Raw genomic sequence first — 12480 nt, 5'->3', positions numbered from 1 at the left:
ATTGATTAGTAGGCCTTTTTCAGGACTAAAATGGTAGAATGATTAGATCTTTTGTTGAGTGTGTCAGTGTTTCATTTGAATCTTCCGTTATGAGTGTATCGTCCTCGATGCGTACGCCGCCAACACCCGGTACATAGATACCTGGTTCAACGGTTACAATCATCCCAGGCTCGAGAACCACATCAGAGCGCGTAGAAAGTCCTGGTCCTTCGTGTACTTCAAGACCGATCCCATGCCCTAATGTGTGTCCGAAATACTCACCATAACCCTTTTCTGTTATGTAATCGCGTGCGATCGCATCCGCTTCCTTACCTGTCATGCCCGGCTTGATCCGGTCCATGGCAAGAAGCTGTGATTGAAGGACGACATCATAGATCTCTTTCAATTTCTCACTTGGTTCTCCTACCGATAAAGTACGTGTCATATCGGAGCAGTATCCTTTATAGTATGCACCATAATCCAATGTTACAAAATCACCTTTTTCAATGACTTTATCACTGGCCACCCCGTGAGGCAGTGCAGAACGATAACCTGAGGCAACGATGGTATCAAAAGAGGATGAAGTGGCTCCTGCTTTTCTCATGAAGAATTCTAATTCATTTGAAACCTCTAACTCTGTCACACCCGGTTTGATGAAATCTAATATATGCTTAAATGCTGCATCGGCGATATCCGCCGCATCCTTAATTATATTAAGCTCTTCAGGTGTCTTAATCAAGCGTAACTTTTCCACTAAACCGGATACCGGCACCATTTCCGCTTCCACTGTATCCCGGTAGCTTTCGAAAGCACTGTAGGTCATATCGTTCTTTTCGAAACCAAGTTTCGTAATACCCAGGTTCTTCACCTGCTTTGCCACTTCTTCATGAATCGGACCGGTATGCTGCACGATTTCATAATCAGCCGCCTGTTCCGTTGCTTGTTCTATGTATCTGAAATCGGTGATGAATAAGGCCTTCTCCTTTGAAATCAATACCACTCCCGAAGAACCCGTAAAGTTCGTCATATAGCGTCGGTTATACATACTCGTCAATAAAATACCGTCAAGTTCATTCTCTGAAAAGGTTTCACGTAATCGTTCAATTTTCATCGTGTTCCACTCCCTTAATGTTCATTATAATGGCTTTGAGGGCCAACTCGTACCCAAACAGTCCGAATCCGACGATCTGACCAATCGTCTCAGCTGCCACCACAGACTGATGCCTAAACTCTTCCCGTGCATGAATATTTGATATATGCACTTCCACAACCGGAACGGATACCGACGCCACAGCATCTCTCAACGCATAGCTGTAATGCGTGAACGCACCGGGGTTCAATATGATCCCCCCATATCCTTCATCTTCACAGGTGTGGATGATGTCAATCAATTCCCCTTCATGATTCGATTGAGCGGCAAGCAATTCATAACCGTCATCTTCTGCCTTGCTTTTCAAGGTTGATTCCAGTTGAGCCAGTGTGACATGACCGTAAATAGCGGGCTCCCGTTTCCCTAATCGGTTTAAATTGGGCCCATTTAACAGTAAGATTTTCACCATATGTAAACTCCTAAAAAAATAGAATGTTCATCATGAACATTCTAACATAAACCTTTTACCTATACCTACTTAATTGTCTGATAAATTAATGAGAAACTTCCCCTGATTTTTCCTTTTCATCCTGATGCCTTAATTCATTTTCTTCGTATGAAATCGAGTAACCTATAAATACACCGTAAAGAATATACAAACAGAACGTTGTGATCAATGTGTGATAATCAATGGCTGTAAAGGATTTTATGCTTGGGAAAAGTGGATTCAGTACCAGAAAAAAAGCCAGGTACAGAGCGATGCCGTACGCTGCACCAACCCACATGGACTTGAATTTTCTCAACAGGCCATAATAAATGAGGGCCACGCCGATCGATATGACACCATAAGCCACGATGGATAGAACGATACCGATCCATTTGTCCACCCAGTTCCCGACTGCCCAAGGTTCGAATATGATATTGGGTTCAATCTTCGTAAAGGAGAAGAAGTAGCAAATGTATGCAATCCCGCTCCATAACATCCCGGCTGTAAAGCCCGTCACGACGACCATTGCCGTGAAGGAAAGCGGTTTTTCACTTTGATTCTGCTCCAACCGTGGATTTTCTTTACTCTCTTCCGTCCCATTCTGGACCTTCTCATGTTGCCCTTTCTGTTCTGCCATCTGTAACACCTCCATTCGTAGTATGTCCCATAGAATGAAACATTTGCATGGAATGTTTATTTTTCTCTCCTCCAATCTGGACCAGATCGTAGATAAATAACATTCGGGAAACGCTCCCTCTAGTGCTTTTCTTCAATATTTAGTAAAATAGATAATATCTTTTAAAGTTTCAGAAAAAAGAAGTGGGTTCGTCCCATTCATACCCTGATAAAAAATCAATTTATACGGTTAAAGAAGGCCGAAATGGTCTAGAATAATAGTATAGATAATATCTAAGATGGATAGTGATGTAAGGAGGTGGCTTTGTTGAACGCTCGTAATATCTTTGTTTTCACACTCATTTTGTTGGCTATAATCGGGCTCGGAACTTCCCTGTTCGGAAATCCTTTAGGTCTTGCAAGGCAATTGCTGATTACAGCAGCCGTCATCGGGATCATCTATTTTATTTACAAAAGATGGTTCAGTGGAAGACGGACTGGAAATAGCAATGAACAGAGAGCGTTTGTTAAAGCAGCCAAGCAATCGAAGAAGCGGCATAAGAAGAAGTCTACAAGTAAACCTCAAGTATCCAATGTTTCAAAAAAACGTTCGATACGAAAAAAATCCAATGCCAAACTAACCGTAATTGAAGGAAAAAAGAATAAAAAAAACAATCGAGCTTCGTTTTAGGAGCTCGATTGTTTTTTTAATGTGGCCATGTCTGCAAAAAGGCTGCGGCCTTCGTTTTCCCGTATTGCACGAGTTCAATCTTCCGCTCGGGAGTGAGTTCGAATTCGGTGGTGAGTACCCCTTCAGTCGGTATAAAAATAATGTTCTTTTCAAGCTTTCTGGAAATATATCTTGAATCATGGGCGTCTTTCATGGTCGTAAAGAGGGCTCCATATAAATCAATGGCATTTTTGATCGGTTTTTTCGGCTTACCCATCAAGTCGTGACTAAGCTTCACTCCGAGTACCGGCCTTACCTTCTTCACATTTTCCCTGTCAAAGAGCCACATGGGGAAATTACTGAGCACCCCCCCGTCCACCATGAAACTGGTCCCTTCGAGTGAACGCAGTTTCACAGGTTCAAAGAAATAAGGAAGGCTCGCACTCATCCGTATTGCCCTGGCTACGGGAAAGGTTTCTTTTGGTATGCCGTATTTCTCAAGGTCATCAGGAAGGACAAGCAGTCTTCCGTTTGATAAATCCGATGCAATAACACGGAGGGACCGGGGGGGCAGATCGGCAAACGTATAGATCCCCCTCGCTTTCAACTTTTCCTCCACCCAGCTTTCAAGTGCCGCTCCTTTATATAATCCTAAACGATAATAAACCCGAAACCACTTAAGGATCGGAAGGGAAATGACTGCGTTTGAATCCAACAGGTCTTTCAAATCAAGGTCGCCCATGATTTTTAGTAATTCACGACTTGAGTATCCTGCAGCGATAAATGCAGCAATCACCGCCCCTGCACTGGTTCCTGCCAGCCTCTTGAATGTGTATCCTTCCTCTTCAATCGCCTGGTACGCTCCAATCATGGCGAGCCCCTTTATCCCTCCACCGGAAAATACGCCATCGATGTCCAAAGGCTCCACTCCTTTTAGTGTATTACTACATCTTTAATTCACCTGGAAGGATTTTAGACTAAAAAAAACAGGAGGGGAACCAGTCCCCTCCTGCTCATTTCAATGATTATAGTCCACACTTCAGCTGAGCGCCGCAGTTTGTACAAGTATTGCAGCCACCCATATCTTTTACCGTACCTTTACGGCAGACCGGGCATGTATTCCCCACTTCAGAACCGATGGTTACGTCCGTGGAACGCACGTCCTGGATTGTATCCAGTAATACGATCGGCTTTTTAGCGGTCGGAATGTCATGTTGTTCCTGTTCATTTTCATCATCAAAGCTGTTTTCTTCCGCTTTAAGGGTAAGCACCTGAGAATCACGGCTTCCGTCCACATACACGGTACCGCCCTTTGCTCCACCTTTATACAGTCGTTCATATACTTTTTCTACCTGTTCTACCGTATAACCACGAGGAGCATTCACGGTTTTCGATATGGAGCTGTCGATCCAATTTTGGATGACGCATTGAACGTCGGCATGTGCTTGTGGAGCCAGGCTCATGGAAGAGATAAACCATTCCGGAAGATTGTCTGCATCCGCATCCGGATTTCTCTTCAAGTAATCCTCTACAATATCCGCCTTTACTTCAATGAATTTACCGAGACGTCCACTTCTGTAATAGGTGAAGGAGAAGTATGGCTCAAGACCCGTCGACACTCCGACCATCGTACCGGTTGAACCTGTTGGGGCTACCGTCAGCAGATGGGAATTCCGGATTCCGTACTCTTCAATGTCATGACGTACGTCTTCAGGCATTTTCTTCATAAAGCCTGTTTCCACGAATGCCTTACGCAGGGCCTTCGTTTCTTCATCGGTGCTTCCAGTCAGGAATGGGAAGCTTCCTTTTTCCTTCGATAATTCAACGGAAGCACGATAAGCAGTTGTCGCGATGACTTCAAAGACTTCATCCACAAGCCTGTTGCCTTCTTCTGAACCGTATTCTTTTTCACAGTAGATCAATAAGTCGGCAAGACCCATTACGCCAAGGCCTACGCGTCGCTCTCCGAGAGCCTGCTTCTTATTTTCATCCAGGAAGTATGGAGTCGCGTCGATGACATTGTCCTGCATGCGGACGCCTACTTCTACCGTCCGTTTCAATTTTTCAAAATCAACGGTTTTCGTTTCTTTGTCAGCGAATTGGGCAAGGTTGACAGCTGCCAGGTTACATACGGAATACGGTGCAAGGGGCTGCTCACCACAAGGGTTTGTAGCGACTACCTTTTGCCCATATGCTTTCGCATTCGTCATATCATTGGCGTTATCGATAAAGAAGATTCCAGGTTCAGCTGAGTAGGTTGCACACACATTGATCAGGTTCCACAGTTCTTTCGCCTTGATCTTGCGGTATGTGCGAACTTTGTATCCAAGCTTTTCCCATTCACGCACATCGCCTACATTGTGCCATTCTTCATTATAATAGTTCATTTGTTCTTCGTTATAGCTTTCCACATCAGGGAAGCGAAGCTCATATTCACGATCGTTCTCCACGGCTTCCATAAAGTCGCTTGTCAGGCAGACAGAGATATTCGCCCCTGTGAGGAATTCTGAATTGTGGACGCTGTAAGTGCCCCCTGTGCGCAGTTTTTCTTCTGCATTTTTAAGGATCTTCGCATCGAATCCACCATAGCCGGGGATCTGTCTGTAGTTCAGGATCCCTTGATACATCGCTTCCTCTTGTTCAGTCAGCGGGGTGAACTTCAACTTATCCTGAGCCGCCTTTTTGATGGTTTCATCTTCCGTATTTTCAAGAAGATAACGCAGGATACGCGGGTTTTGCATTTTAGAAATAATAAATTCAATAATATCGGGATGCCAATCTGAAAGCATGATCATTTGTGCCCCGCGTCTTGATCCGCCCTGCTCAACCAAGTGAGTCAGTTTCGCGATGTCATCCAGCCAGGAAACGGAACCTGATGATTTACCGTTGACACCTTTCGCCAGAGTATTACGTGGACGAAGGGTCGATCCGTTCGTTCCGACTCCACCGCCGCGGCTCATGATCTCCATCACCTGCTTGCGGTGTTCTGAGATACCTTCCCGGGAATCCTGTACGAATGGCATCACATAACAGTTGAAGTAGGTTACATCAGTGCCTGCACCTGCTCCGTAAAGGACGCGTCCGGCAGGAACAAAATGCAGGTTCACTAGCTCATGATAGAATTTTTCAAACCAAACCTGTCTTTTTTCAGGAGTTTCTTCCACCTCTGCCAAGCCTGTTGCGTTACGCTTCGCAATTTGTTCATAGTAGACTTCAAGTGGTTTCTCAATGACATCCAATGTCCTCGAGACAATCCCCGTTTCCATCTCCTCCGGTTTATCGATGGCACTTCTGTACTCTTCTTCGATCCAGACAGATGCTTTTTTCGTTTCCCAATCGATGCTTGAAATGTAGCCCAATCCCCTTGCAGGGAACTTGGGATCTTCCTTGATGGTCAGGACCACGAAGTCTCCTTCGCTAAGTGTGATCTTTTCCGTATCCTTGAACGAATAACGATCGATCATGACCAGACGGGATACACCTTTGTGTGTAGTAGTCATATCCGGTGTGATGGGATGTACTTGAGGAAACAATCCAATATCCTTATTTAATCTCTCGGTGTTTAATTTCATCGCTTTTTTCGACGCAACAGTCATAAAGACAACTCCTTCTATCTCAAATGTTTCAGTTTCTGTTTTCTTCGCTGATGTCTTATATCAATTATTAAGATATCATAGCCATTCTGGAAAAGCAATAAATAAACACAACATATTGTGTAGGAAAAATTATTCGACACACCATATATTGTGTTTCAGGTCAATAGGTCATTTGTTTGTCAAACGGTTAATATGCCAATAAAAATAGAAAACATGAGAAAAGAATAGAAAAACATCTATTAATCCCGCTATTTCTATTAATTTTGAACTTGATATAATATAAAGCACCATAATCGTTGGTAAAATAGGAAAAAAGCGACAAGCATCGCTTTTTTTCAACAAAAAAATTTTTAACGTTTAAAATTCCACTCATCAGATTCGTATCGTGATTCGGCAAGATCCACAACATATTGTGTCTCCTCTTCAGAGAGCTCATAAGGCTCGAGATGGATATTCAATCCTTCTTCAAAACCTTTTTTGAATGCTTCCTTCGCCATTTCCATCGTGACCGGTACAGAACTGATTTCATTCATTGCAACAGCCTTGCTTTTAAATGCCCGCTGCATACGCTCTTTTACCCTGTCGGAGGGGTATTTGAACAGGCTGAACAACTTATCCTCATCAAGGTCCAATAGAATCGAGCCGTGCTGAAGGATGACACCTTTTTGTCTTGTCTGTGCACTTCCTGCCACTTTTCGTCCTTCCACGACAAGCTCATACCAGCTCGGTGCATCAAAGCATACCGCCGATCGCGGATTCTTTAATCCTTCCCGCTCTTCTGCCGTCCTTGGTACAGCAAAGTAGGCTTCGAGACCAAGCCCTTGAAATCCCTTCAGAATTCCTTCCGAGATGACACGGTACGCTTCTGTGACGGTCCTTGGCATTTCCGGGTGCTCTTCTGAAACGATGACACTGTACGTCAATTCATGTTCATGAAGAACCCCTCTGCCTCCCGTCGGCCGTCTTACAAAGCCAAGTCCGTGTTCTTTGACAGCGTCAAGATTGATTTCCTTTTCTACTTTTTGAAAATAGCCGACAGAAAGTGTCGCTGGATCCCACCCGTAAAACCGGATCGTAGGAGGGATCTTCCCTTCACTGTGCCAATCGAGCAAGGCCTCATCAAGGGCCATATTATAAGAGGGAGAACAATTCCCGGAGTCAATGAATCTCCACGTTTCCTTTTTCATGCAGCATACCTCATTTGCGTCTTCTATTTAATAGCGTTATGTAAAAATTCATCTTCATTCAAGTCCGTTACTAGTCTATCAAATCCAATCGAAAAAACAAAGAAAAACAGATTGGAAAGTCTTTGCTGTAAAATAATAAATTTGTTTTGATTCTTACGCACTTCATGAATATAATAGAAGATAGCGCATTTGTAGAAAGGAGCATGAATGATGGAAGGATTATATATTCTTTTAGTCGTACTTGGTGGAATCATCATCTATTCACTTTTTACGTTCTTCTATCAAAAGAGAATCGTGAATACACTGAATGAGGAAGAATTTCGAGCAGGATATCGTAAAGCTCAATTGATAGATGTTCGTGAAGCGAATGAATTTGAAAACGGTCACGTCCTCGGTGCACGCAATATTCCTTTGTCACAGATCAAAATGAGACAAAAGGAAATCCGCTCAGATCAACCCGTATACCTTTATTGCCAAAGCGGGCTCCGCAGTGGAAGAGCAGCTCAAATGCTGCACAAAAAAGGGTACCGCAACCTTCACCAGTTACAAGGTGGATTCAAAAAGTGGACAGGGAAAGTAAAGCATAAAAAATAATGCAGAGAGATCGCCCAGGGGCGATCTTTTTTTGATTGGATGGGATCGGGGTTCGTGTCTGATCCGGTTCATATGTGGGAGCGAGATCTTTCCGCGAATGGAACTAAATGGTATCTGGGTGGATTTCTCCTGAAAACGGCTTGATTTTTCGATCTTTCGGCCGAATTATCGATCAAAGCGGCTGGTTTCCTGTTCATTTCGGCTGGATTTTTACTCAAATCGGCCGGATTCCCCATCACAAAACACTATCTATCGAAGGTCCGTCCCTCAAATAAAAGCCCTGCAGAGATTTACCTGCAGGGCTTTCGGTGTTTATGGTATGTTTAGCTCTCTTTTGTATAACGGAGTACCGGTTTTCTTGCCGCCAGTGTTTCATCCATACGCTTCACGATGGTTGTGTGAGGGGCTTCCTGGACGATTTCCGGTGTTTCTTCTGCTTCTTTGGCAATTTGGATCATGGCATCAATGAAGGAATCAAGGGTTTCTTTGGATTCTGTTTCCGTCGGTTCGATCATCATGCACTCTTCCACGTTTAACGGGAAGTAAATGGTTGGTGGATGATATCCGAAGTCCAGTAGTCGCTTCGCAATATCCAAGGTACGGACGCCGAGCTTCTTCTGACGTTTACCACTGATGACAAACTCATGCTTACAATGACGATCGTAAGGAAGGTCAAAGTGAGGTGCCAGTCGACGCATCATGTAGTTGGCATTCAGGACCGCATTTTCCGTTACGGCTCTCAGTCCGTCCGGCCCCATCGTCCTGATATACGTATACGCACGGACGTTGATTCCAAAGTTTCCATAGTAAGGTTTTACCCGTCCGATGGATTCAGGTCTGTTGTAATCGAATTTGAATGTGTCACCATTTTTCACCAGTACCGGTTTAGGAAGGTATTTAATCAAGTCTTCCTTCACTCCGACAGGACCGCTTCCCGGACCACCGCCACCGTGAGGGCCAGTGAATGTTTTGTGGAGATTTAAATGTACGACGTCAAACCCCATATCCCCCGGTCTTGCTTTTGAAAGGACGGCATTTAGATTGGCACCATCATAATACAGCTTTCCGCCAGCTTCATGAATGATGGAAGCCATTTCCATGATATTCTCTTCGAATAATCCAAGGGTGTTCGGGTTTGTCAACATCAGGGCAGCCGTGTCATCCCCGACGACGCGCTTAAGATCGTCTAAATCGACGAGTCCATTATCGTTTGACTTCACCGTAACCGTTTCAAAGCCGGCAACCGTTGCACTGGCCGGGTTAGTTCCATGAGCTGAATCGGGTACGATGACCTTCGTACGGTGTGTATCACCATTTGCTTCATGATAAGCACGGATCATCATAAGCCCGGTCCATTCGCCATGGGCCCCTGCAGCAGGTTGAAGGGTGACTTCATCCATACCGGTGATTTCTTTCAAATGCTCCTGCAGGTCATACATCAGTTCAAGGGCACCTTGAACGCTTTCCGGTTCCTGCAGCGGGTTGATATGGGCGAATCCGTTCAAGCGTGCAACGTTTTCGTTCACTTTCGGATTGTACTTCATCGTACAGGATCCAAGTGGATAGAAACCGGAGTCCACACCGTGATTACGCTTGGACAGTGCCGTATAGTGGCGCATGATATCAAGTTCCGAAACCTCCGGGAGTTCCGGTGCTTCTGTGCGGATGTAATCTGATGGAATGAGCTCGGATAAATCTACCTGAGGTACATCCATTTCAGGTAAGCTGTAACCAATTCGGCCTTCTTTAGATAATTCAAAAATAAGAGGTTGATCTTGCTTATTCATGACAATCCCCCAATTCTGCTGCGAATGCGTCGATTTCATCTTTGCTGCGAAGTTCCGTGACAGCCACCAGCATATGCTGCGTTAAGCTGTCATCCATAAGTCCCAGGTCATATCCACCAATCATGTCTTTTTGGAGTAGCTTTTGATTGATTTCTTTGACAGGCCTATTTACCTTTATGACAAACTCATTGAATGATGGTCCTTCAAACGCGACGAGGAACCCTTTCGCTTTCAAGGCTTCTTTGGCGTAATGAGCTTTTTGGATATTTTGAATGGCCATTTCTTTGACACCCTGTTTTCCGAGTGCCGTCATCGCGACGGATGCAGCGAGTGCATTCAATGCCTGATTGGAGCAGATATTCGATGTCGCTTTGTCGCGACGGATATGTTGTTCACGGGCTTGGAGGGTCAAAACGAAACCGCGGATGCCGTCTTCATCAACGGTTTGACCGACCAGGCGTCCAGGTACCTTGCGCATAAGCTTCTTATTCACGGCGAAGTATCCGCAGTGAGGTCCACCAAAGGCGCTCGGGATACCGAATGGCTGTGCATCCCCAATGACAATGTCCGCCCCTAATTTCCCCGGAGGTGTAAGTGCCCCGAGTGCGAGGGGATTTGAGGACACGACGAACATCGCTTTTTCCTCATGTGCCACTTCTTCGATCGCTTTCAGCTCTTCCACACGTCCAAAGAAGTTAGGATATTGAACGATGACCGCTGCAATCTCATCACTCATTAATTTCTTAAGTTCTTCCACATCGGTTACACCATCCGTGTGCGGAATCTCCACCACTTCGATATACTGACCTTTTGCATATGAGCGCAAAACATCACGTGATTCGGGATGGACTGTGCTAGACACCAGGACCTTCTTCCGGCGGGTCTGGCCAGCACTCAGCATTGCTGCCTCTGCAAGGGCCGTCCCCCCATCATACATAGAGGAGTTGGCTACATCCATTCCTGTCAGTTCACAAATCATCGTCTGGAATTCAAAGATGGCTTGAAGCTCCCCTTGGGAAATTTCAGGCTGATACGGCGTATACGCTGTATAAAACTCTGATCGCGATAATACGTGATCTACGATGATGGGCATGTAGTGATCATAGACCCCTGCCCCGAGGAACGATGTATGACTTTTCAGGTCAGCATTCTTCGCTGCCATTTTAGTCAGTTCCTTTACCAATTCCGTTTCGGACTTCGCTTCTTTGATGTTGTAATCCCCTTTGAAACGAACCTGTTCAGGAATATCTTCAAATAGATCGTTAACGCTGTCTACTCCTATTTGTTCTAACATTTCCCTTTGATCCTGCTCTGTCATCGGTAAATAACGATGCTTCATGACCGTCATTCCTCCCCTATTTCTTTGGTCTTTTATAAAAAGGTGTTGATGCCACTTTCGCTTTAAGCTTTTTCCCTCTGATTTCAACCAATACTTCTGTATCCAGTGAAGTGAATTCTTTATTAAGCAATGCCAATCCTATATTTTTCTTTAATGTAGGTGATTGCGTCCCTGTTGTCACTTCCCCTATTTCTTCTTCACCTGAAAATACTTTGTAGCCATGACGTGGAATGCCGCGGTCGATCATTTCAATCCCTACGATCTTTCTTGGGGCACCTTCGTCTTTCTGTTGTTTCAGTACTTCCTGACCGATGAATGGCACCTCTTTATTTACTTTTACAGCGAAGCCAATTCCAGCTTCAATCGGTGTGATGGATTGAGAAAGTTCTTGGCCATAAAGTGCAAGATTCGCTTCAAAACGCAAGGTATCACGTGCACCAAGTCCACACGGCAGTACGCCATGCTCTTTACCGGCAACTAAGATTGTCTTCCAGATTGAAGCAGCATCACCTGCAGCACAATAGATTTCAAAACCATCTTCACCTGTATAACCGGTACGGGAAACGAGTGCAGGTTTACCATCTATGTTCACTTCCGTCTGAAATTTAAAAAATCCGATATCACTCAATGTTTGTTCATTTGTAATTTTTTGTAGAACTTCTTCCGCAAGAGGGCCTTGAAGTGCCAATTGCGCCATATGTTCAGAGATATTGTTAATCTCAACTTCTTCTGTCTGGTGTTCTTTCAGCCATTTGAAATCTTTATCTATATTTGCTGCATTCACAACAAGCAAATAATCATTGTCTTTCATCTTATAAACAAGTAAATCATCGACCGTCCCACCGTTTTCGTAGCACATAGCCGTATACTGAGCGCCTCCGTCTTTCACTTTGGAAACATCATTTGTCATCATTTTTTGTAAGTAGTCAAGGGCCCCTTCACCCTTCACTTCAATTTCTCCCATATGAGAAACGTCGAATAGTCCTGCCCGGGATCGTACCGCTTCATGTTCTTCCTTAATACTTGAGAATTGCACTGGTAAAGCCCAGCCACCGAAGTCGATGGTCTTTCCTCCATACTCTTTGTACACTTCGTATAAAGGTGTTTGTTTTAACTCTGACATGACTTTTCCCCCT

Annotated in this window: 11 protein-coding genes; 2 read left to right on the top strand and 9 right to left on the bottom strand. The window is 44.5% G+C overall.

Features of this window, described 5'->3' with window-relative positions:
* Positions 1-25 precede the first annotated feature (25 nt).
* The 3 genes from BVI01S_RS06350 to BVI01S_RS06340 form a co-directional block, all read right to left on the bottom strand.
* The gene (locus BVI01S_RS06350) at positions 26-1090 is read right to left on the bottom strand and encodes a M24 family metallopeptidase (RefSeq protein ID WP_061809671.1); all 1065 of its coding nucleotides are present in this window, start codon (positions 1088-1090) and stop codon (positions 26-28) included.
* The gene (gene aroQ, locus BVI01S_RS06345; protein WP_061809670.1) at positions 1080-1538 is read right to left on the bottom strand and encodes a type II 3-dehydroquinate dehydratase; all 459 of its coding nucleotides are present in this window, start codon (positions 1536-1538) and stop codon (positions 1080-1082) included. Before aroQ ends, BVI01S_RS06350 begins: the two co-directional genes overlap by 11 nt.
* An 85-nt stretch (positions 1539-1623) precedes the next feature.
* Positions 1624-2193, bottom strand: coding sequence for a YqhR family membrane protein (locus BVI01S_RS06340; protein WP_061809669.1), 570 nt, complete (start codon positions 2191-2193; stop codon positions 1624-1626).
* 306 nt (positions 2194-2499) lie between these two features.
* Here BVI01S_RS06340 and BVI01S_RS06335 point away from each other — a divergent pair, with 306 nt between their 5' ends.
* Positions 2500-2862, top strand: a complete 363-nt coding sequence (locus tag BVI01S_RS06335) for an SA1362 family protein (protein ID WP_051758230.1) — start codon at positions 2500-2502, stop codon at positions 2860-2862.
* Between the two features lie 16 nt (positions 2863-2878).
* Here the strand turns inward: BVI01S_RS06335 and BVI01S_RS06330 are convergent, their stop codons facing one another.
* The 3 genes from BVI01S_RS06330 to lipM all read right to left on the bottom strand — a co-directional run bounded on the left by BVI01S_RS06330 (position 2879) and on the right by lipM (position 7624).
* Entirely contained in the window at positions 2879-3760 is an 882-nt protein-coding gene (locus BVI01S_RS06330) for a patatin-like phospholipase family protein (RefSeq protein ID WP_061809668.1), read from the bottom strand.
* Positions 3761-3866: 106 nt separating this feature from the next.
* Positions 3867-6437 carry a vitamin B12-dependent ribonucleotide reductase gene (locus BVI01S_RS06325; RefSeq protein WP_061809667.1) on the bottom strand — a complete coding sequence of 857 codons (2571 nt, stop codon included), beginning with the start codon at positions 6435-6437 and terminating at the stop codon, positions 3867-3869.
* Positions 6438-6787: 350 nt separating this feature from the next.
* Positions 6788-7624, bottom strand: coding sequence for a lipoate--protein ligase family protein (lipM, locus tag BVI01S_RS06320; protein ID WP_061809666.1), 837 nt, complete (start codon positions 7622-7624; stop codon positions 6788-6790).
* A gap of 210 nt (positions 7625-7834) precedes the next feature.
* Here lipM and BVI01S_RS06315 point away from each other — a divergent pair, with 210 nt between their 5' ends.
* Positions 7835-8218 carry a rhodanese-like domain-containing protein gene (locus BVI01S_RS06315; protein WP_034757979.1) on the top strand — a complete coding sequence of 128 codons (384 nt, stop codon included), beginning with the start codon at positions 7835-7837 and terminating at the stop codon, positions 8216-8218.
* A gap of 323 nt (positions 8219-8541) precedes the next feature.
* On the opposite strand, the gene gcvPB is transcribed toward BVI01S_RS06315, so the two are convergent.
* Genes gcvPB through gcvT form a run of 3 tightly spaced genes read right to left on the bottom strand, consistent with a single transcriptional unit; the run spans position 8542 to position 12467 of the window.
* Positions 8542-10005, bottom strand: a complete 1464-nt coding sequence (gene gcvPB, locus BVI01S_RS06310) for an aminomethyl-transferring glycine dehydrogenase subunit GcvPB (protein ID WP_061809665.1) — start codon at positions 10003-10005, stop codon at positions 8542-8544.
* Positions 9998-11344, bottom strand: a complete 1347-nt coding sequence (gene gcvPA, locus BVI01S_RS06305; RefSeq protein ID WP_061809664.1) for an aminomethyl-transferring glycine dehydrogenase subunit GcvPA — start codon at positions 11342-11344, stop codon at positions 9998-10000. Before gcvPA ends, gcvPB begins: the two co-directional genes overlap by 8 nt.
* 16 nt (positions 11345-11360) lie before the next feature.
* On the bottom strand, positions 11361-12467 hold the full coding sequence (gene gcvT / locus BVI01S_RS06300; RefSeq protein ID WP_061809663.1) for a glycine cleavage system aminomethyltransferase GcvT: 1107 nt from the start codon (positions 12465-12467) through the stop codon (positions 11361-11363).
* Positions 12468-12480: the final 13 nt, after the last annotated feature.

Source organism: Rossellomorea vietnamensis NBRC 101237 (assembly GCF_001591825.1).
In the GTDB taxonomy this organism is placed as follows: domain Bacteria; phylum Bacillota; class Bacilli; order Bacillales; family Bacillaceae_B; genus Rossellomorea; species Rossellomorea vietnamensis.
The sequence above is the reverse complement of the archived record's forward strand: the minus strand, read 5'-3'. Positions and strand labels throughout refer to the sequence as shown.

Excerpts from the sequence above, each read along its gene's own strand:
- BVI01S_RS06350 (WP_061809671.1), bottom strand. The coding sequence starts at position 1,090 with ATGAAAATTGAACGATTACGTGAAACCTTTTCAGAGAATGAACTTGAC.
- aroQ (WP_061809670.1), bottom strand. The coding sequence starts at position 1,538 with ATGGTGAAAATCTTACTGTTAAATGGGCCCAATTTAAACCGATTAGGG.
- BVI01S_RS06340 (WP_061809669.1), bottom strand. The coding sequence starts at position 2,193 with ATGGCAGAACAGAAAGGGCAACATGAGAAGGTCCAGAATGGGACGGAA.
- BVI01S_RS06325 (WP_061809667.1), bottom strand. The coding sequence starts at position 6,437 with ATGACTGTTGCGTCGAAAAAAGCGATGAAATTAAACACCGAGAGATTA.
- lipM (WP_061809666.1), bottom strand. The coding sequence starts at position 7,624 with ATGAAAAAGGAAACGTGGAGATTCATTGACTCCGGGAATTGTTCTCCC.
- BVI01S_RS06315 (WP_034757979.1), top strand. The coding sequence starts at position 7,835 with ATGGAAGGATTATATATTCTTTTAGTCGTACTTGGTGGAATCATCATC.
- gcvPB (WP_061809665.1), bottom strand. The coding sequence starts at position 10,005 with ATGAATAAGCAAGATCAACCTCTTATTTTTGAATTATCTAAAGAAGGC.
- gcvPA (WP_061809664.1), bottom strand. The coding sequence starts at position 11,344 with ATGAAGCATCGTTATTTACCGATGACAGAGCAGGATCAAAGGGAAATG.
- gcvT (WP_061809663.1), bottom strand. The coding sequence starts at position 12,467 with ATGTCAGAGTTAAAACAAACACCTTTATACGAAGTGTACAAAGAGTAT.